Here is a 19,593-nt window from a genome sequence, read left to right as displayed (position 1 = left end):
ATCGCATGACCGACCGTATCCTGCTGGTCGAGGACGATCCCGGCTCGCGCGACCTGATCGGCGCCCTGCTGGCGGCGCGCGGCGACGCGTTCGACTGCGCGGCCGACGGGTTTCTGGGCCTGCGGCTCCTGAGCGAGCGCCGCCACGCCGTCGTGCTCATCGACTACCACCTGCCCGAGATGGACGGGTACGCTCTCGCGCGGCTGATGCGCGAGATCGTCGGCGCGCAGGGGCGCGTCCGCCTCGTCGGGATCACGGCCGACCGGCACGGCCTGGCGTCGCGCCGGGGCGCCGACGCGCTGTTCGACGCGATCCTGGTCAAGCCGGTCGAGCCCGACCTGCTGTACGCGACGCTCGACCGCCTGCGCGCGCCCGACGCGGCGCCGGACGCGGCGTCGGACGGGCCCGCGGGCGTCGCACCGGACCCGTCGCCGAGGCCCGCCGACGAGGCGCCGGCCGAGGCGCTGTGGCGGCGGCGCGGCCTCCCGGGGCGCCCGCGCGCCGCCCTGTACCCGGATCTCGGCGCCGAGGCGGCCGCCGCGGTGGGCCACGCCTTCCGCCTCGCCCCCGTGGCGGAGGCCGATCTCATCCTGATCGGCGCGGCGGAGGGTCTCGCGCAGAGCCGGGCGCTGCCGCCGGGAAGCCCGGGCCACCTGCTCCCCACCGTCGATCTGACCGGACGTCTCGGCCACGCCTGCGACGCGACGTTCCGGGTGGACGATCCGGCCGCCTGGACGGCGCTGGCGCAGACCTGCCGCGCCTTCGCCGAGCGCCGCGCGGGACTCGCCGCCGCGGTTCGGGATTCGGACGATCCGGCCTGCCGGCTGCTCAGCTGGCTCCACGTCGGCGCCCGCAGCCTGCCCCTGTCGGCCGCCGAGGCGCCGGCGCCCATCCTGGCGGCCGGGCTGGTCCGCAGCGCCGCCATGGCGGCGATCCTGGCCCTGACGGAGCAGGAACTGGCCGCCTGCGTGCCGGCCGGAGGCGGGCTGGCGGTCAGCCTCACGCCGGCCGGGCTGTCGGCCGCGGCGGCCGGCCTTGCGGCGGCTCCGGCCGCGCGCCCGGCGCCCGATCCGGAACCTGTCCGCGACGCGGCGCGGGTCGAGCGCCTCCGCGACGCGATCGGCGCGGCCGAGGTCGCGCGCCTGACCGGCGACCTGCGGGCGCGCCTCGAGGCGGCGTTCCCGCCCGGAACCCCGCGCCCGACGATCGCCCAGGAGGCGCACGCCCTGATCGCCATGGCGGGCAGCCTCGGCTACACGCGCCTGGCGGCGGCGTGCCGGACCCTCGAGGCCGCCGTGACCGGCGGCTCGGACGAGGCGGACGCCCTCGGGCACGTCAGGGGCGCCATCCGCGACGTCCTCGCGGAGCGTCCGGCCGCCTGATCGCCCGATTCCGGGACGACCCGCGATCCGGGCCGGCACCAGCGACTGGAAGATCGCCCCGCGAAGCCTGGAGGTCCCGGATCGGTCGCGCCGTCGCCCCGCGCGGCGGCGCCGCCCCCTCCGACCCGGATCGCGGTGCCCTGAGGCGGGATTGCCCGGCCGTGACGGGACGGATTATTTCTTGTCCGTCCGTCTCAGCCGGGGCGCCGCCGCCCCGATCGAGGGCCGCGGCCGCGGCCGCAACGCGCCGGATGTGCTGCCCGGATCGGCCTGCCGGCAACATTGATCAGCTATTCACGGCCGCTCTATTGCATTCTTGGACATTTACAATTCCACCGCGATCGATTGTCCGGAAGCGTTGACGGGGCTCCGTCGACCCTGTCTATCCTGTCGACAGAGACATCGTAGCCGCGCGTTATTGGCTGACGAACATGCGCTTCGCGGGACGCACGGTCTCAGCCGGACGTCCCGCACCGCGCCACGCCCCGTCGCCGATCCTGCCCGCGCAGATCGACGGCGGTCGCGTGCCCGTCGCGGCCGACACCGCTCGGCCGTACCGCGCGGCGACGTTGCTCAACCCGACGGCAATGTCGGCCGGCCGATCCCGAGTCGTTAAGCACGCCTTGAAGTCTAGTGCGGTTCGACACAACAAACGGGATCGCCCCTCGATAAGCAAGTCTCCGCGGTTCACAGTCTCGATCAGCCGACCCGTTTCGCGACGACAGAGGTTCCAATGTCTGACAACCACGAGAAGTTCATGGCCCGGGCGATCGCCCTGTCGGAGAAGACGTCACTGGTCGACAGCGCCGGCGGCGTGTTCGGCTGCGTGATCGTCCAGGACGGCGAGATCATCGCCGAGGGCGCCAACCGCGTCGTCGCCGAGAACGACCCGACCTGGCACGGCGAGATCGAGGCCATCCGGAAGGCCTGCAAGGCGCAGGGCAGCTTCAAGCTCCGGAACGCGACGCTCTACACCAGCGCCGAACCCTGCCCGATGTGCATGGCGGCCGCCTACTGGGCCGGCGTCAAGAACGTCTACTACGCGGCGCAGGTCGAAGACGCGCTGGAGTACGGCGGCTTCGACGACAGCATGATCTACGCCGAACTCAAGAAGGATGTCGGCGAGCGCTCCATCCCGACCCAGCAGATCATGCGCGAGGAGGCCGTCGAGGTCTGGAAGAAGTACGCGCAGAAAGCGGACCGCGTCCCCTACTGAGGGCCGGATCGCGAGATCGGCCGTCCTGTTCCGCCCGCTCAGGCCCCCTCGCCCGAGCGGGTCTCCCCGCCCGCGCAGTGCCTGGACATGAATGCTGAGAGCCTGAGGACGGTCTGCAGAGGCCCGGTCATCGACGCGGGCGACCCGCAGTTCCGGGACGCCCTTCACGGGAACCTGTGGAACAGACTGATCCCGGACCGGGCACCGCAGATGATCGTCAAGGCGGCCGACGAGGACGACATCGTCGCCACGGTGACGTTCGCCCGCGCGCACGGCCTCAAGGTGGTCGTCCGCGGCGGCGGCCACAATTGGTGCCAGCCGACCCTGCGCAACGGCGGGATCCTGATCGACCTCGGGAGCCTCGACAAGATCCTGGCGATCGACGTCGCGCAGCGCCGGGCCGTCATCCAGCCCATTCTCAGCAACCGCGACATCCAGAAGGCGCTCAACGGCCACGGCCTCGCCTTCCCGACCGGCCACTGTCCTCAGGTCAAGGCCAGCGGCTACTTCCTCGGCGGCGGCATGGCCTGGAACCCCACGGTCTGGGGCTACGGGACCGAGAGCCTCGAGGCGATCGAGCTCGTCACCGCCCAGGGCGACTTGATCCGGGCCAGCGAGACCGAGAACCCGGACTTCTTCTGGGCCGCGCGCGGCGCAGGCCCGGGCTTCTTCGGGATCGTCACGAAGTATTTCCTCAAGCTCCACGCGCTGCCGAAAGCCATTCACGGGAGCGAGTACTTCTATCGCCTCGAGGACGCGCCGGCCATCGGCAGGTGGCTCGGCGAGGCGGCGCCGACGATCGCGCCGAGCGTCGAGCTGACCCAGTTCCTCGTCAAGGCGCCGCCCGCGCTGGCCGCGCAGGCGGCGGCCCAGAACGGCTGGGTCTGCATGGTCACCGCCACCGCCTTCGAGGACACACCGGAGGCGGCGCGGCGCGCGCTGGCGCCGCTGGACGGCGCACCGGTCGCGCCCCTGTCGCGCGCGCGGGCGACGCCCCTCGACTTCGAGCAGCTCTTCGACGCGTCCGGCGCGCTCTTCCCGGAGGGCGTGCGCTCCCGGGTCGAGGCCACCTACTCCAATCACTGCCCCGGCGCGCTGATGGCCGCCATCCTGCCGCTGTGGCGGAGCGCGCCTTCGGCGACCTCGGTGTTCCTGTCGACGATCTTCTGCGGGCCCGACGTCCCGGGGCCGCAGCGGGACATGGCCCGCTCCATGACCTCGAAGGTCTATGGCGGCCCCTGGACCATGTGGCGCGAGGCGGACGACGACCAGGCCAACGCCGCGTGGCATCAGGCGGTGATCGCCGCGCTGAAGCCGTTCAACATCGGCTACTACATCGGCGAGACCGACACGGTCGAGCAGCCCGAGATCGTCGCCCAGGCGTTCACGCCCGAGAAGTGGCAGAGGCTGTGCGCGCTGCGCGACAAGCACGATCCGGACCGCGTGTTCTTCGACTACTTCGACGGTCTCCGCTGAGCCGAGGTGCGGTCACGTCGGCGTGTCGATCGCGTCCCACGGCGTGTCGCGGTCGTTCTGGAAGCCGGTCAGCCAGTTCAGCGCGACGTGACGCTCCGCCACGACGTCGCCGTTGAGCCCCGCGGGGGCCACTCCCTTCTGCCGCGCCTGCCGGACGACCCAGTGCTCCCGCCACGCGCGGTCCAGCGCCTCCAGGATCTCGCCGGGCGGCCGCAGGCGCGCGACATCCGCCGCGCCCGCGTCCTGCGCGAGCGGCGCGACTGCCCGCCAGAGCGCGTCCACGTCGGCCGCGGCGTCGCTGTCGGCGATCCGGGCCGCGCTCGCGCCGAGCGTCCACAGCAGGGTGTTCGCGGCCTCGTAGCGCCAGGACGCCGCCGCGGCGTCCCTGGGGTCCGCCGCCTCGATCCGGGCGCGCTCGGCCGGCGACAGGGAAGCGAAGCCGGTGGGATTCAGCGCCCTATGTCCCGGCGCGATCAGCGTCGTGCCGGCGCCGAAGGCCTGCCCCCAGGCGGCGATGTAGAGCAGTGCCAGAGCCCGCCGGAGCACCTCCGCCGGTGGTCGAAGTGCCAACTCCGCCTCGCCGAGCGCGGGGGGCATGCCGGCCGGCGGCTTCGGGTCCAGGTTCCCCAGCCGCTCCAGGGTCCGGGCGCGGCGCGCGACGGCGTCGGGCGGATAGGGCAGGCGCGCCGCGGGATCCGTCTCACCCGCGGCCGACATGAGGAGCGCCATGTCGGGCGCGCGCACCGAGCCGTCCGGCAGGAAGAGGACGGCGTTCGCCGCGAGCGCCCAGGCCTCGACGCGCGGCAGATCGGGCGCGGCGACCGCGAAGCTGACGTGGTTGCGGACGCGCTGCAGGTGGCGCCACAGGTGGTAGCGCAGGGCGGTCATCTGGCCGTCGCCCCGTCCCATGACGTAGCCGATGAACCCGTCGAGATGCGGCTGCAAGGCGGGGTCGGACAGGTCCCGACGCCCGTTCGGCTCGTGGGGGAAGGCCAGCGCGGGCAGGTCGCGCACGGTCGCGTAGGCGTTGACGAGAAGCGGCTCGTCCGGCGGCGCCTCCGCCGCCGGTGCCGCATCGGCGCGTCCGAACAGCCGCTTCAGCAGATTCATGTCTCTCCCTTCCGGTCTTCCCGTGAAGCGGCGCCGTCGGGTCTGCGGCCGCGGAAGCGGGCGCGCGCACAGTGAGGCGGGCGCCCCGGCCGGGCAAGGCGCACCGCGCGCGCCCGGACGATCCTCCCCGAGCCGGCCGCGCCGGCGCCCGGCGAACGCTCACCCGAACGGCCCGGGCGCCGGGCCGCGGACGCGAGCCCGCCCGCTCCGCGCCGGAGGCGGAGCCCTCGCCGACAGGATGGGCGCGCTCAAGCCCGAGGCCCTCGTCGTCGGCCGCACCGGGGGCTTCTTCGTCAGCGCAGGCCCGGCGCCGGCCGACGACACGCCGACGACACGCCGACGACACGCCGACGACGGCGGGCGCGGCCCGAACGATTGTACAGTCGCCCCGCGCGCACGCTGAACCGATCCAGCGCCCGGGAACACGCTTATACTTTATATAATAACCTTTTCTCTCTATCGATCTTACGTATCCGGTGGATATCGCAGATATCGCCTCGCCGATATGCCGGTCGCCGGCCATGTTAGGTAGTATGCCCTGGTTGATAACAATTTTTGTTGCGACAACTCGGCGGCGAGCTATGCTATCGATACAGGATAGGCAACCGAATCGAGTCGGTCTTGCGTATCGAACCTGTATTGCCGCAGGGCACGGCAACCGTTCGGGGCTGCCAAAACACGGATCGACCGGGCTACCCGGTCGAGGCGACGCGCGGGTGTGCCGATCATGATGTTTGCTGTCCCCGCCCTGCTGTTGGAGCTGGCGTTGACGACGCCGGCCTCGGACAAGATGCCGGTCTTCGACGTTCGTGGCAGCTGCCGGGCGGCGACGCAGGAGATGACCCTCGATGTCGGTCGGCAGAAACTCTGCCTCCAGGACGAGGGATCGGCCCGCGCCGAGGTGGCCAAGAAGTGGTCCAGCTTCCCGGCGGTCGACCGGACGCGCTGCGCGGCGGAAGCCCAGCTCGACGGCCTGCCCAGCTACGTCGATCTGCTGGAGTGCCTGACCCTCGCCCGGGAAGCCAAGGCCGAGGACGGCCAGTAGCCGCGGCTGGACCGAGGCCGAAGACCGTCCCGTAACGCTCTCAGGTTGAGGGTCGACCGTGCCGATCGTGTTTCAGCTCCCCGGATCCCTCCGTCTCCTCGTCCTGGCCGCCATCGCGGGACTCGCCGCCGGCTGCCACGATTCGAACCAGTACGTCCCGCCGCCGCCGCCCACCGTCTCGGTCGCGCAGCCGGCCATGCGCACGGTGACGCGCTACTTCGAGCTCACCGGCAACACCAAGGCCTTCGCGGCCGTCGAACTCGAGGCGCGGGTCCAGGGCTTCCTGGAGGCGATCACCTACAGGGACGGCGCCGTCGTGAAGAAGGGCGCGCCGCTCTTCTCCATCCAGCGCAACACCTACGAGGCGCAGCTCAAGCAGGCGCAGGGCGCCCTGGCGGCGCAGCAGGCCACCCTGGCGAACGCCCAGTCCGAGTATCAGCGCCAGTCCACGCTGGGCCGGCAGGAATTCGCCTCGCAGGCGCGCGTCGAGGACGCGAAGACCAAGCTGGACCAAGCCAGCGCCGCCCTCATGGAGGCGCAGGCCAATCTCGACATCGCCACCATCAATCTCGGCTACACGCAGGTCTCGGCGCCCTTCGACGGCGTGGTCACCAACCACCTCGTGGATGTCGGGGCGCTCGTCGGCATCAGCGGGCCGACCAAGCTGGCGCAGCTCGTGCGCATCGATCCGCTCTACGTCTACTTCAACGTCAGCGAGCAGCAGGTTCTGCTGGTCAAGCAGCACCTGCTCGCGACGCAGCGGACGCTGGGCGACCTGTCCAAGATCCCGGTGGAGATCGGCCTGCAGACCGAGACCGGCTATCCCCATACCGGCAAGCTCGACTACCTCGCGCCGCAGGTCGACCCGTCCACCGGCACGCTGATGGCCCGGGCGCTCATCGAGAACGGCGACCACGCGCTCCTCCCGGGCCTGTTCGTGCGGGTCCGGATCCCGGTCGGACGCCAGGATAAGGCCCTGCTGGTCCGCGACGACGCCATCGGGACGAACCAGCAGGGCAGCTACGTGCTCACGGTCGGGGCCGACGATGTCGTTTCCCAGCGGGTGGTGACGCTCGGCCCCCGGGACGGGCGCTACCGGGTGATCGAGACGGGGCTCGCGCCCGGCGACTGGGTCGTCACGGACGGCATCCAGCGGGCGATACCGGGCGCGAAGGTCGCCCCCCAGAGGGCGGCCGTGGCCGACGCCTCGTCCGAACCGGCGCCGCCCCAGCGGTGAGAGATCGGCCGCGGGACCCGGCCGCGCCGACGCGGCCCCGGGTCTGCGGCGCCGATCCTCCCCGCGCCCGGGGGCCGGCCTCCGCCAAAGCGCGTCCCGCCGATGCGGTGGGACGGCCCCTGAGACGCCGGCACCGAGGGCCAACGGCATGATCTCGCGCTTCTTCATCGAGCGGCCGGTCCTGGCCAACGTGCTGGCCCTGGTCATGGTGCTGATCGGCGCGGTGTCGCTGCTCAACCTGCCGGTGTCCCAGTATCCCAACGTCGTGCCGCCGACGGTCCAGGTCACCACCCGCTATCCGGGCGCGAGCGCCCGCACGGTGGTCGACACGGTGGCGCTACCGATCGAGCAGCAGGTCAACGGCGTCGAGGGCATGCTCTACATGCAGTCGACCAGCGCGAGCGACGGCACCTACACGCTCACGGTCACCTTCGCGATCGGGACGGACGGCGACCAAGCCCAGGTGCTGGTGCAGAACCGGGTCGCGATCGCGATGTCGTCGCTGCCGCAGGCGGTCCAGGTTCAGGGCGTCACGACCCAGAAGAAATCCACCGCGGTCCTGCAATTCGTGACACTGTCGGCCAGCGACGGGAAGTTCGACAGCCTGTTCCTGTCGAATTACGGCGTCATCAACGTGCAGAACGAGCTGGCCCGGCTGCCCGGCGTCGGCAACGTCACGGTGTTCGGCGCGGGCCAGTACGCGATGCGGATCTGGCTCGACCCCGACCTCGTCCAGGCCCGCGGCCTCACCCCCGACGCCATCATCAACATCGTGCAGCAGCAGAGCCAGGAGGTCACCGCGGGCGCCGTCGGGATGCCGCCGGTCCCGGCCGGACAGGACTTCCAGTACACCCTCAACGTCAACGGGCGGCTCAACAACGCCCCGGACTTCGAGAACATCGTCATCAAGGCGGACGCGCAGGACGGGGGCCGCATCACCCGCCTGCGCGACGTCGGCCGGGTCGAGCTCGGCGCGCAGACCTACAGCCAGTCCTTCACGCTGAACGGGCAGCCCGCCGCCGGCATCGGCATCTACCAGCTGCCCGAGGCGAACGCGCTGACGGTGGCGAACGCGGTCCGCGCCCGGATGGCCGAGCTCGCGAAGACCTTCCCGTCGGGCCTCGTCTACGCCATCCCGTTCGACACGACGGAGTTCGTGCAGGCCTCGATCCACGAGGTCTACAGGACGCTGTTCGAGGCGGCCGTGCTGGTCCTGATCGTCATCCTGGTCTTCGTCCAGGACTGGCGCGCCATGCTGGTGCCGGCGACGACGGTGCCGGTGACCATCATCGGCGCCTTCGCGGCCATGGCGGCGATGGGCTTCAGCGTTAACCTCTCGACGCTGTTCGCCATCGTGCTGGCCATCGGCATCGTGGTGGACGACGCCATCGTGATCGTCGAGGGGGTGTCCCACCACATCGACGCGGGCCTCTCGCCGCGGGCGGCGGCCGAGAAGGCGATGGAGGAGCTGTTCGGCCCGATCATCGGCATCACCCTGGTGCTCATGTCGGTGTTCGTGCCGGCCGCGTTCCTCCCCGGCCTGACCGGGCAACTCTACAAGCAGTTCGCCCTGGTGATCGCCGCGACCGCGCTGATCAGCGCGATCAACGCCGCCACCCTGAAGCCGACCCAGTGCGCCCTGTGGCTGCGCAAGCCGGTGCCGCCGGAGAAGCGGAACGTGTTCTACCGCGGCTTCAACCGCGTCTACGGCGTCCTGGAGAACGGGTACGCCCGGCTGATCGCCAGCATGGTCCGGCGCAGCGGCCTGATGGTCGCCGCGGCACTCCTGCTGATCGGTCTCGCCGGATGGGGGCTCACCCGCCTGCCCACCGCCTTCCTGCCCACCGAGGATCAGGGCTACGTCCTGATCGGCGCGCAGCTGCCGGACGGGGCCTCGAAGGAGCGCACCGACGCCGTGATGCAGCGGATCAGCGCCCAGGCGAAGGCGACGCCGGGCGTCGACAACGTCCTCTCGATCAGCGGCATCTCGGTCCTCGACTCGAACGCCACCCTGCCCAATGCCGGCGTCGCCTACGTGGTTCTCAAGAACTGGGACGCCCGCGCCGGGGAGAAGGGCCAGGATCTGCGCAGCCTCTACGAGCGCTTCAACACGATGCTGGCGGGCGTCGAGGACGCCGACACCTTCGTGCTGATCCCGCCGCCGATCCAGGGCATCGGCAACGCCAGCGGCTTCACCATGCAGATCGAGCTGCGCAACGGCGACTTCGACTACCCGCTGCTGGAGAGCCTCGCCCGGACGATCGTCGCCGACGGGAACGCGCAATCCGGGCTGCGGAAGCTCAACACCTCGTTCCGGGCCGGCGTGCCGCAGATCGCGATCGCGGTGGACCGGGTCAAGGCCGAGGCCCTCGGCGTGACGGTCGGTCAGGTCTTCTCGACGCTCTCGAGCTACGTGGGCTCGTCCTACGTCACGCAGTTCAACAAGTTCGGCCGAACCTTCCAAGTCTACGTGCAGGCCGCGCCCGATTACCGGCTCCGTCCCGAGGACGTCGAGAACCTGAAGGTGCGCGCCGGCAACGGCGTGATGGTACCCCTCGGCACCGTCGTGGAGATCAGAACCGTGCAGGGCCCGTCCCTGATCAGCCTGTACAATCTCTACCCGACGGCGACGATCGTCGGCGGGGCGGCACCGGGCTTCAGCTCCGGGCAGGCGCTGGACCTGATGCAGCAGATCGCCGCGAAGGTGCTGCCGCCGGGCACGGGCTACGACTGGACGGCGATGTCGTACCAGGAGAAGGCGGTCGGCGCGCAGATCTACCTCGTGTTCGGGCTCGCCATCCTCCTCGTCTACCTGGTCCTGGCCGGCCAGTACGAGAGCTGGATCCTGCCGCTGGCGGTCCTGCTCGGCGTGCCGCTGGCGCTGCTGGGCACGGTCGGGGCGCTGCTGCTGCTCGGCGTCGCCAACAACCTCTACACGCAGATCGGCCTGATCCTGCTGATCGCGCTGGCGAGCAAGAACGCCATCCTGATCGTCGAGGTCGCCCGCGAGAAGCGGCAGTCCGGCCTCGACATCGCGGCCGCCGCCGTGGAGGCGGCGCGACTGCGCTTCCGCCCGATCCTGATGACCTCATTCGCCTTCATCCTCGGCGTCCTGCCCCTCGTCACCGCCTCCGGGGCCGGGGCCGCGGCGCGCAAGTCCATCGGCATCACGGTGTTCAGCGGCATGCTCGCCTCGACCTGCCTGGCGGTGCTGTTCGTCCCGTCCTTCTACGTGATCCTGCAGCGCCTCGAGGAGCGCCGCGCGCGCGGGCGGCAGCCCGGGCCGGTCGCCGCCCCGCCCGCGCCCGGGACAGCCCCCGAGACCGGTCCCGCGTGAGCCGGAGCGCGGATACGGCTCACGCCCGACCGGCCCACGACCGGCGCCGCGGCCGCCGCGCGCCGCCGCTTCCTCCGGCGCGCGCCGCGCCGGATCCGCGGCCGGACCTTCGTCGACCCGCCCATACGGCACGCCCGACCGTTGACGGCCTGGCATCGCCAACCCTATTAGATATAGCATCAGCTATAATGATGGGTCAGGGCTATGACGCACACCGGCACTCCGCGTCGACGCTCGGCTCCGGGATCGGTCCTGTGCGGCCTCGCCGCGGCGCTCGCGCTCACCGCGGCCCCGGCGCGGGCCCAGAGCCTGCCCACCGCCGCCGAGAACCTGACGCCGGGCGACCTCGACAGCGAGCATCTGTTCGGCTTCACCGAGGGCAGCGACCTCGGCGTTCCCGGAGAGGCGGAGCTGGAATGGGAGACGAGCGGGCGCCTCGGCCGGCGCGTCGCCCGCTTCCTGACCGTGGACAGCTCCCTGGCCCTGAAGGTGCCGCTGACCCACGATTTCCGCTTGGCTCCGGGCGTCACCTTCAACGCCTACGACATCGGTGCGCCCGGCACCCCGACCCGGACCACGGGCGGTTTCAACGGCGGCTTCCTCGAGACCCGGCTGCGCCTGCTGGACCGCCGGGCGGCCGCCTTCGGTCTGACCCTCAACATCGTGCCGGGCTACGGAACCGTCGACGGCGGGTCGGGCGTGCCGGCGCGCAGCTTCGGCACCGAGATCGGCCTGCTGGCCGACCGCGAGATCATTCCCGGCAAGCTGATCGCCGCCGTCAATGTCGGCTTCGCGCTCTCGACGACGCGGCTGACCGCGATGGACGCGCCCGTGCGCGGTTCGGGGATCGAGGTGGCGGGGGCACTGGCCTACTGCGTCCGGCCCGGCCTCTTCCTCGGCGGCGAGGCACGCTATGCCCGGACCTACGACGGTCTGGCGCTCGATAGGTTCGCGGGCGAGGCCGTGTATCTCGGGCCGACCGCCTACACGACCCTGTCACCCCAGGCCTGGGCCTCGTTCACCTGGAGCTTCCAGGTCGCCGGGCGGGCGACGGGCGAGCCCGGGCCGCTCGACCTGTCGAGCTTCGACCGCCATCAGATGCGGTTGCGCGTCGGGTACAGCTTCTGATCGCGGCCTGCGGGCTCCACAGAGGTCACGGACGGGCGCCGGTACAGCGGGAGGACGCCGGTCCTCGAGCGCTTTGAAAGAGAGACTGGCGGAGAGGGGGGGAGAATCCCCCACGTGAAGCCGGTTACGGCGCCGAGCCCTCGAATGCGCGAGGCTGAGACGGGCCCCCGCGGGCCGGCAGGTCCTGTGGAGGCGAGCGGAAGGCCGCCTAGGGCGCGCTTCGCTCCGATGCCGTCTGTTGGCCTGGCGCTCATCATTTCGATCAGGGCGGCGCGATGTGCCCGCACGTCCGGTCTGGAGACCGGGCCGCGCAGCGCGTGCCGCCCGCAGTGGGACGCGGAGATCGACTCACCGCCCGCCGGCGGACGTTCCGCCCTCAACCTTCCCGCGCCGCAGAAGCTTCCATTTCGCGCAGCGCCGTCCGTACGATTCTGCCCTGTGCCTCGCCGGCATTGACCGGCGACGCGCCAGCACAACTTGCGCTGGGAGATCGAACGTTTCTGACTAGATACCGACGACGGAATGGTGCCTCCTTATGCTGGATCGTTTCCTCCGCAGGCTGGCATATGGTGCAGATCTCACCGCGGAGGATCGCGCCTGCCTGAATCGCCTTCTTCGACAAACGCGGGTCGTCGAGCCACGCCAACAGCTCGTCGCGGAAGGCGATGCAGTCCAGCGCGTTTTCGTCATGCTGGAGGGCTGGGCCTGTCGGTCAAAGCTTCTCGCCGATGGTCAGCGTCTCATCACCGACTTGATCCTGCCCGGTGACATCAGCCACGTGCAGACGAGCCTGCTCGGTTACGCCGATCATTCCGTGACCACGCTGAGTGCGGGCCTCATCGCGGAAATCAACCCGGCCGAGATCGCAGAGGCGGTGCAAGGTCGCCCGGGTATTGCCCAGGCCTTCCGCTGGTCCTCGCTCCAGACCGACAGCATCTTGCGCCAGTGGCTCATCAACAATGGCCGCCGCTTGGCGGCCCCGCGCCTCGCTCACCTGATCTGCGAGATACAGGCTCGGCTACAAGCTGTTCGCGTGCCAGTCGAAGATGGTTTTCCCTGGCCGTTGCGACAGGAAGAATTCGCCGACGCCGCGGGCCTGACTCCCGTGCACGTCAACCGATCGATCCGCGTGCTACGGGATGACGGGTTGATCGTGCTGAAACAGCGCTGGATGCACGTGCCGGATCCAGAGCGGCTTGCAGCCCTCTGCGACTTCAAGCCAGACTACCTTCATCTCGCCCCCGCGCGGGCGATGGTGATGCGCTGAGACGATGCCGCTGTTCTACTTCCACCTGCGCACCCCCAGGAGGCTGGAGCGGGATACGGACGGGCTCGACAGACCGAGTTTGGAGGCCGCCTACCTGGAAGCCTGCCGGGCGATCCCGGATCTGTGCGTTGATCTCCTGCACGAGGGCACCGCCCCCCTGGCCTGTGCGTTCTTGATCTGCGACGCCGCGCAGACTGAGCTGATGGAGGTGCCGTTCAACGAGCGCCTTCACGACGGGCGCAAGTCTGAGCGGGCCCCCCAGGCCCCTGACCTATCTCCTTCGGCGCAGGTGCGGCATGGACGCGCGATGGTGGCTGAGATGCGGGCTCAGATCGCCGAGATGCGAGCGGACGCCACAGAGATGCGAACAGCCGTGGAACGGAGCCGCGTGCTGCTCAAAGAAACGGAAAACGCTGCAGCAAAGCCGTTGCGCTGATTGACGGCCAAGCGCCCGCCGAGCGCGAATTGCGGTGCATGGACCATTCGCTTCTTACCGAGTGATCCTTTGAAAGCCTGACGGCAGAACCTTCCCGGGTCCGCGTTGGGTCAGCGGGGGTCCCTACATCCATGCCAGCATCGATGCATCCGCTCTCCAGAAGCAGAAAGGCTTGAAACCACCCGGAGCGGCTCCCGTTTCCGCCCCTATCCGGCCGCCGCCTACGGCTCATGCGCACTGGCGAAGCGGACGCTCATGACTCGGTCGCGAAGCTAGGCCGAGAGAGCCATCGGCACAGTGCTGTCCACCAATCGCTGCGGCCGTCCAATCAGGTAGCCCTGGATCGCATCGCAACCAATCTCGCGCATGAGGGCGAGCTGCGACGGCGTCTCTACGCCCTCGGCTTGCAGCACGACATCCAGCGCCTTCGCGATATGCATGATGCCTTTCAGCACCGCCAACGAGTGACGGTCCGTCTCGGCCGTGGCTACGAAGGAACGGTCCACCTTGATGCGGTCGAGCGGAAAGTCGCGCAGATGGGCGAGCGACGAGTAACCCGTGCCGAAATCATCCATCGCGACCGTCACGCCGAGGCGGCGGATAGCGGCCAGGATCTTGGCGATCCGAGGGCCGTCCTCGACGATCGCTGTTTCCGTGAGTTCGATCTCCAAACGCTCGGCCGGCAGGCCACTTCTGGCCAGAGCCTGCGTGAGATCAGACAAGAGCTGCGGAGAGCGAAACTGAACCGGTGAAACGTTGACCGCGACGTAGACATCGTTCGGCAATCGCGCGGCCTGCCGGCACGCCTCCTGCAACACCCAGGCTCCGATCGGAATGATCTGCCCGGTCTCCTCTGCCAACGGAATGAACCGGGCCGGAGACACGGCTCCGAGCTTCGGGTGATCCCAGCGGATCAACGCCTCGTAGCCGATGATCCGGTCGTCGACGAGGGCGATCACCGGCTGAAAGGCCAGATACATCTCTCCCCGTTCGATCGCGGCACGCATGTCCGTTTCCAGCTGAACCCGATCGGCGACGGTCCTCAACATGTCGGGCGTGTAGCAGCTCGTTCGACCTCGACCCTGGCGCTTCGACTCGTAGAGCGCGATGTCCGAGAACTGCATGAGTTCGATCGCATCCTGCGCGTCATCCGTGCAGCACAGACCGATGCTGCAGCCGATCGACACAGTGAGGTCGTCGATCCCATACGGCAGGGCCAGTGCCTCGATCACCGCGGTGGCGACAGCCATGGCCTGGGTCTGATCGCCGTAGACCAGCACCGCCATCTCGTCACCGCCGAGCCGGGCTACGAAGCCGTCCGGTCCCGCGATCGTCCTCAGCCTGTTGGCGACCTGGATGAGGAGCTGGTCGCCGACCACGTGACCGTAGGTATCGTTAACCTGCTTGAAACGATCGAGATCGATCAGCAGGAGCTTGACGACGCGCTTAGGTGTAAAATCGTGCTCCAACCGTGCACTCAAAGCCCGTCGATTGGCGAGCTTGGTCAGGGGATCGCAGAAGGCCAATTCCGCAATCCGGCGCTGCGCCTCGCGCTCTTTGGTCACGTCGTCGAAGGTGACGACATTGCCGCCGTCCTCGATGGGGCGGATCTCGACCTGTAGAACGCGGCCGTCCTCCAGCGGGTAGTCGATCTGTTTGGAGTTCTTGACGTTCCGCCAGTCGTCGACCCGCCGGCGCGCCGCCTCTCGCCGCTCTGCGGTCCAGCCGTGACGATAGCCGACAAGGTCGATGATCTGATCGATGGTCATGCCCGTAAGATCGACATCGACAGGGATGTGATAGATCTCCAGGTAGCGCCGGTTGTACAGGCGCACGCGTTCAGCCGGGTCCAGATACAGCAACCCATTCGACATATTGTCGAGAGCGGTTCTCAAAATTGATGAATGGGCACGCTCTTGGGCGTCGAAGCGTCGTGCCGCGAGGATCGTCAGGAATGCCCCGAGGAAGAGGACAGCAGCGCCTCCCGTGGTCAAGATGCTGAGCACGATATTTTCGTTCGGCAAGCCGCGATAGCCCTGGATGGGCACCAGCGTCGTGCCGGCAATCGCGACGAAGTGAGTACCGGTGACTGCCAGGGTGAAAAGAGCGCAGACCACCCAAGGCGTCGCCAAGCGTCGCGGCAGCCCACAAACCAGCGCGAGACTGCAAGCACCGATACCTGCGGCCAGAACGTTCATGACCGGCGAATGGGTCTGCTGGCATCCCTCGAGCGCTGCCATGCCGGCGTGATGCATCGCGCCGATACCGAACCCGGCGGCCGCGCCAGCCAGGGTCCGGATACGCCAAGACGGAAAGAGCCTCGCCAGGGCCAGCGGCAGCCCCACGACCAAGATGGCGACCAGCGCCGAGAAGATGGTGGTCGTGTCATCAAAGCCCAGCACCATATCGGGCCGGTAGCCCAGCATGGCGACGAAATGGGTTGTCCAGACGCCCAAGCCGGCCACGACTGCCGTTCCCGCCAGCCAGCGGTACCGCTGAGCCAGATCGGCCTCGCTGATCGTGCGCATGAGTGCGGCGACCAGCCACCCGGCCACGAGGCAGATAGCAAGAGCAGTGAAAACAAACGCGCGCGAATGGTCGGCGGCTAGACCGGCAGCACCATAGATCATGTCTTGCCTGTACGTGCCGCCCCCTGAAGTCGGTATGAAAGAAGACGATGAAAATACCGTTCATAACAGGCCCGGCCTTGAGCCTGACATTCCCGTCACGCCTCTCCTGTCCGAAACGGCGGCCTGGGTCGCGGACGGCTGCCACGGCTACGTCCGCCTCGGTGCATCCGAACTCTCGAAGCGGACGGGCAGGAGTCCCCCCGAACTGCCGTTCCGGAAGCGACCGAGGCCGTGTCAGAACGCGTTGCTCGTGGCCGGCAGCGTCGCTCGGCAGGACGATGACGGCGGCGCGGTCGGCCAGGTCAGGCTCGAACGGCCTGGATGAGCCAGGTTGTGCCGAACAGGCGGATCATCCGATTCACGTTGTAGGCGAGGAGTTGGGTCCGGTCGGGCCCTCGTGGACGACCTCATGGGCCACGACGAGATGAGGCTCGCGGGGTCGACGGCACTCGGTTGAGATGGCCGTAGAGGTGGAGCTGCGGAAGCGTGGCCGGATCATAGGCAGGCCGTCCCGTCGCCGCGGGCTCGAAGCGGGTGAAGCCGGGACGCCCAGATCGCGTTCCTCGATGAAGACCTCGATCACCCGAACCGGATTGCCGGCGGTGACGTCGTCATCCAACGGACTGGGCGACAACCAGGACTGCCGACGGTCCTGTCCTTCGACGAACCGCCCCGTGCTGGCCTCCGCAGGCAAGGCCGAAAGTCTGTCTCGGGAGGGACTCTCGACACAGCCTCGGCCGCAAGCGGATGACCGCTTCGAAGCAGATCCTCTGGAAGAGGCGGATCGCTCCTGCGGACCCGTGCCAGCCATACGGACGAGCATTGGCGCTGCCCAGAAGCGGACACTCGTCGGCTGCCCGGCAACTCGGACAGGGGTAACAAGCGGGCCTCGAATGTTCGCCTCGAAGCAGCCACCGCTCGATGAGCGAATTTGACGACTCATTCTAGGAGTTGCATGAAGGCGCGCAGGAACCGCGCAATGGTTGAAATCGAAACTCGCTTCTCACAACTCCGGGCTTCGGTTGAAGCGACCATAACCCGTGCCCGGGAGTTGCAGGCGGTCAGTCTTGCATTACAGCAGCGTCTTTCAGCGATACGGCGAGAACTGAAGGAAGTATCTGACCATACTCAGGAGACGCTCAAGGCAGTGCGTCTCCACCGTGCATCGCTGCGCGCTGAGCCAGCCAACCAGAACGGATCCGAACCAGCGCCATCCGATGCTGTGCTCAGAGCGATATCCATACTCGGGCGCGACGAGAGCGATCTCGAAGAGATGACCGACGACCTGATCGCGGCCTTCAAAACTGCGAGCGCCGTGGGCGACGATGACGGACGAGCATTGTTCGCGAACGCCCTCATGCTCGTCGGCCGCCATCTCGCTACGCAGGTCAGCCCCAAGGCTGCGGGCGTGGTCATGAACTAGGGCCAGCGTGGCGTCGCGATGGCATAGGTTTGTGATGGAACGCGAGATACCCACCGCCCGCCTCGTCCAGCGGATTGCCGCTGAGCTCGGTGTGCCTGTCGCCTCCTTATACGATCAGGCAGGATCTCCATCCTCCGACAGCGACGCGATGCAGAAGGCTATTGCGGCGCTCCTGAGCGCATTCGCTGCGGTACGTGACCCCAAGAGCGTCAGCGCTCCGTCGCGGTGCTGACCGCTGAAGCAGAGCGTCTCCGCGACCTGCCGGATGCCAGCGACAAGGCGTAGGACTTCGGCAGCGTCCGACCCGGCTCCGAACGTCCTCACAGCTCCCTAAGCGTCGTGATCGGCTCCCGCGGCTATGTCCGCACGAAGGCATCCGCCAGCCGGAAGCGGGCGCGCCGATTTCACTGAGCGGCGACCCCGATGTCTGGCCGGCGCGGATGCCGCGACGGGAAAAGGGGACCGCGCGCTCCCGGCGCCGCCGAAACCCGCGCGTCTTCCCACTATTCAGAAAGGATCTGTCGCTTCTATCTAGATGAAAGGTGCGTCGGCCTCGAGGCTCAGGAGGATACGGCCAGGCGGCACGAGCATGCGGTCCTGATACTGCATGTGCTGGCAGGTCGCGTACACATCGCGCAACTGGCGCGCGAACGGCAGCGCCTCGAGAACGGCGGAACTGCCCGCCGCTTCGTACATGCTCGTGACCACCTGCTTCCCGACGTGGCCTGCGTACCAGCAGGCCTGCCGAATCTTGGCCTGCCACGCGGGGGTGACCGGGCGGCCGTTCTCGGCTTCAGACCAGAGACCGGAGACCGTATCGCGGGCGAAGGCGCGGGCGGCGCCGAGACTCGTCTCCGCGCGCGCGACCGCGACCTGAACGTCCTCGCGAAGTCGCAAGGGCACCTTGCCGCCATGCGGCGTCTTCGTCTGCGCGAGATCGATCAACGCGTCGATCGAGGCCCGAGCGAGTCCCAGCGGAACGCCGGCGGCGGCAATCGCGGCCGCCGATGCCATCGGCAGCATGTAGAGCGGCTCCCTATCGTGCGGCATCATGATGCGCGCGCCGTCGACTGTCCGCGCGTCCGGCACCCAGATGTCGGTGCAGACGACGTCGTGACTCCCGCTGGACCGCAGCCCACCGGCGTTCCAGTTGCCGACGACCTCGACGTCCTTCGAGGCCATGAAGACGCCCCGCACAGACGGCCGCCCGTGCGCGTCGAGTTTCGGTTGTCCCCCTTCGATCTCGAGACACATCAGTGCCGAGACCGAGCTGAAGCGGCAGAAGCTCGCCCAGGACCAGCGTCCGTTGATCCGCCAGCCGGCCCCGTCGCGAACCGCCGTTCCCGTCGGCTGGCCGCTGCCGCTGCCCGCGAACTTCTTGCCGGCGGGCATGAGCGCGCGCATCGCGTCCCGATCGATGAGGTCGGCGAAGCGTGACGCGCCCCCGGACGAGATCGCGGCGCACCAGGCAACCGAACCGTCGAGTTCCGCCAAGGCCTCGATGGCGGCGAGAACGCGCAGCGGATGGGTCTCAGGACCGCCCAGGCCCCGGGGGAGCCAGAGTTGTGTGAGACCGGCCTCGACGAGCGCCTCCGCGACCGGCTCCGGCAGGTCCGGTCCGACAGCCAAGGCCGACCGGTGCTCCGCGATCAGAGGCCGAAGTGTCTCGACAGTCGCGAGCAGCGCCGCGTCCGGATCTCCGGCCCTCGCGGCAGGGGCAGGCGAGGATGCTACGACGTTCATTCTCAGACCTCTCATCCGTCCGAGATGCATATTAGATTCGGCAATCGATCCATTTCGTGTCGTTCGGAAGATCATTCGGTTACGGTTGTAACCTGGAACTCTGGCAGCTGGGACGTCGATCGGATCTGACATACTCGAGCGCGCCATCGCGGCGGCCCTTGAT

Annotated in this window: 14 protein-coding genes; 11 read left to right on the top strand and 3 right to left on the bottom strand. The window is 68.9% G+C overall.

Annotated features, from left to right (window positions below):
* The first annotated feature begins 5 nt into the window (after positions 1–5).
* From BKE41_RS24530 to BKE41_RS24520, 3 genes are all read left to right on the top strand, one after another.
* On the top strand, positions 6–1,382 hold the full coding sequence (locus BKE41_RS24530; RefSeq protein WP_059408634.1) for a response regulator: 1,377 nt from the start codon (positions 6–8) through the stop codon (positions 1,380–1,382).
* Between the two features lie 733 nt (positions 1,383–2,115).
* Positions 2,116–2,598: a nucleoside deaminase gene (locus tag BKE41_RS24525; protein WP_012321704.1), complete on the top strand. Its 483-nt coding sequence runs from the start codon at positions 2,116–2,118 to the stop codon at positions 2,596–2,598.
* Positions 2,599–2,685: 87 nt separating this feature from the next.
* A complete protein-coding gene (locus BKE41_RS24520) occupies positions 2,686–4,074 on the top strand; it encodes an FAD-dependent oxidoreductase (RefSeq protein ID WP_071000210.1) in 1,389 nt (462 codons plus the stop codon).
* Positions 4,075–4,086: 12 nt separating this feature from the next.
* On the opposite strand, the gene BKE41_RS24515 is transcribed toward BKE41_RS24520, so the two are convergent.
* Entirely contained in the window at positions 4,087–5,184 is a 1,098-nt protein-coding gene (locus BKE41_RS24515) for a DUF4272 domain-containing protein (protein WP_083374412.1), read from the bottom strand.
* 238 nt (positions 5,185–5,422) lie between these two features.
* On the opposite strand from BKE41_RS24515, the gene BKE41_RS31295 reads away from it, so the two are divergent.
* From BKE41_RS31295 to BKE41_RS24485, 7 genes are all read left to right on the top strand, one after another.
* A complete protein-coding gene (locus BKE41_RS31295; RefSeq protein WP_159392773.1) occupies positions 5,423–5,587 on the top strand; it encodes a hypothetical protein in 165 nt (54 codons plus the stop codon).
* A 324-nt stretch (positions 5,588–5,911) separates the two neighbouring features.
* Positions 5,912–6,229 (top strand): hypothetical protein, encoded by a 318-nt coding sequence (locus BKE41_RS24510; RefSeq protein ID WP_245295833.1) that lies wholly within the window; start codon positions 5,912–5,914, stop codon positions 6,227–6,229.
* A gap of 64 nt (positions 6,230–6,293) precedes the next feature.
* Positions 6,294–7,466, top strand: a complete 1,173-nt coding sequence (locus BKE41_RS24505; RefSeq protein ID WP_245295981.1) for an efflux RND transporter periplasmic adaptor subunit — start codon at positions 6,294–6,296, stop codon at positions 7,464–7,466.
* A gap of 148 nt (positions 7,467–7,614) precedes the next feature.
* Entirely contained in the window at positions 7,615–10,803 is a 3,189-nt protein-coding gene (locus BKE41_RS24500; RefSeq protein ID WP_071000208.1) for a multidrug efflux RND transporter permease subunit, read from the top strand.
* 204 nt (positions 10,804–11,007) lie between these two features.
* A complete protein-coding gene (locus BKE41_RS24495; RefSeq protein WP_071000207.1) occupies positions 11,008–11,931 on the top strand; it encodes a hypothetical protein in 924 nt (307 codons plus the stop codon).
* A 535-nt stretch (positions 11,932–12,466) separates the two neighbouring features.
* Positions 12,467–13,198 (top strand): Crp/Fnr family transcriptional regulator, encoded by a 732-nt coding sequence (locus BKE41_RS24490; protein WP_071000206.1) that lies wholly within the window; start codon positions 12,467–12,469, stop codon positions 13,196–13,198.
* Between the two features lie 4 nt (positions 13,199–13,202).
* A complete protein-coding gene (locus BKE41_RS24485; RefSeq protein ID WP_012321696.1) occupies positions 13,203–13,634 on the top strand; it encodes a hypothetical protein in 432 nt (143 codons plus the stop codon).
* Between the two features lie 272 nt (positions 13,635–13,906).
* Here the strand turns inward: BKE41_RS24485 and BKE41_RS24480 are convergent, their stop codons facing one another.
* Positions 13,907–16,264, bottom strand: a complete 2,358-nt coding sequence (locus tag BKE41_RS24480; RefSeq protein WP_071000205.1) for an EAL domain-containing protein — start codon at positions 16,262–16,264, stop codon at positions 13,907–13,909.
* 955 nt (positions 16,265–17,219) lie between these two features.
* Between BKE41_RS24480 and BKE41_RS31290 the strand changes: the two genes are divergently transcribed.
* Positions 17,220–17,687 (top strand): hypothetical protein, encoded by a 468-nt coding sequence (locus BKE41_RS31290; RefSeq protein WP_139342547.1) that lies wholly within the window; start codon positions 17,220–17,222, stop codon positions 17,685–17,687.
* A gap of 531 nt (positions 17,688–18,218) precedes the next feature.
* Here the strand turns inward: BKE41_RS31290 and BKE41_RS24470 are convergent.
* Complete coding sequence (locus BKE41_RS24470; protein ID WP_029359906.1) at positions 18,219–19,430, bottom strand: acyl-CoA dehydrogenase family protein; 1,212 nt, start codon at positions 19,428–19,430, stop codon at positions 18,219–18,221.
* Between the last annotated feature and the right edge of the window lie 163 nt (positions 19,431–19,593).

The organism is Methylobacterium sp. C1 (genome assembly GCF_001854385.1).
Lineage (GTDB): Bacteria > Pseudomonadota > Alphaproteobacteria > Rhizobiales > Beijerinckiaceae > Methylobacterium > Methylobacterium radiotolerans.
The sequence above is the reverse complement of the archived record's forward strand: the minus strand, read 5'-3'. Positions and strand labels throughout refer to the sequence as shown.

Coding starts and splice junctions, on each gene's coding strand:
- BKE41_RS24515 (WP_083374412.1), bottom strand. CDS start 5,184: ATGAATCTGCTGAAGCGGCTGTTCGGACGCGCCGATGCGGCACCGGCG.
- BKE41_RS31295 (WP_159392773.1), top strand. CDS start 5,423: ATGGGCGCGCTCAAGCCCGAGGCCCTCGTCGTCGGCCGCACCGGGGGC.
- BKE41_RS24510 (WP_245295833.1), top strand. CDS start 5,912: ATGATGTTTGCTGTCCCCGCCCTGCTGTTGGAGCTGGCGTTGACGACG.
- BKE41_RS24490 (WP_071000206.1), top strand. CDS start 12,467: ATGCTGGATCGTTTCCTCCGCAGGCTGGCATATGGTGCAGATCTCACC.
- BKE41_RS24530 (WP_059408634.1), top strand. CDS start 6: ATGACCGACCGTATCCTGCTGGTCGAGGACGATCCCGGCTCGCGCGAC.
- BKE41_RS24525 (WP_012321704.1), top strand. CDS start 2,116: ATGTCTGACAACCACGAGAAGTTCATGGCCCGGGCGATCGCCCTGTCG.
- BKE41_RS24520 (WP_071000210.1), top strand. CDS start 2,686: ATGAATGCTGAGAGCCTGAGGACGGTCTGCAGAGGCCCGGTCATCGAC.
- BKE41_RS24480 (WP_071000205.1), bottom strand. CDS start 16,264: ATGATCTATGGTGCTGCCGGTCTAGCCGCCGACCATTCGCGCGCGTTT.
- BKE41_RS24470 (WP_029359906.1), bottom strand. CDS start 19,430: ATGAACGTCGTAGCATCCTCGCCTGCCCCTGCCGCGAGGGCCGGAGAT.
- BKE41_RS24495 (WP_071000207.1), top strand. CDS start 11,008: ATGACGCACACCGGCACTCCGCGTCGACGCTCGGCTCCGGGATCGGTC.
- BKE41_RS24485 (WP_012321696.1), top strand. CDS start 13,203: ATGCCGCTGTTCTACTTCCACCTGCGCACCCCCAGGAGGCTGGAGCGG.
- BKE41_RS24500 (WP_071000208.1), top strand. CDS start 7,615: ATGATCTCGCGCTTCTTCATCGAGCGGCCGGTCCTGGCCAACGTGCTG.
- BKE41_RS31290 (WP_139342547.1), top strand. CDS start 17,220: ATGAAGGCGCGCAGGAACCGCGCAATGGTTGAAATCGAAACTCGCTTC.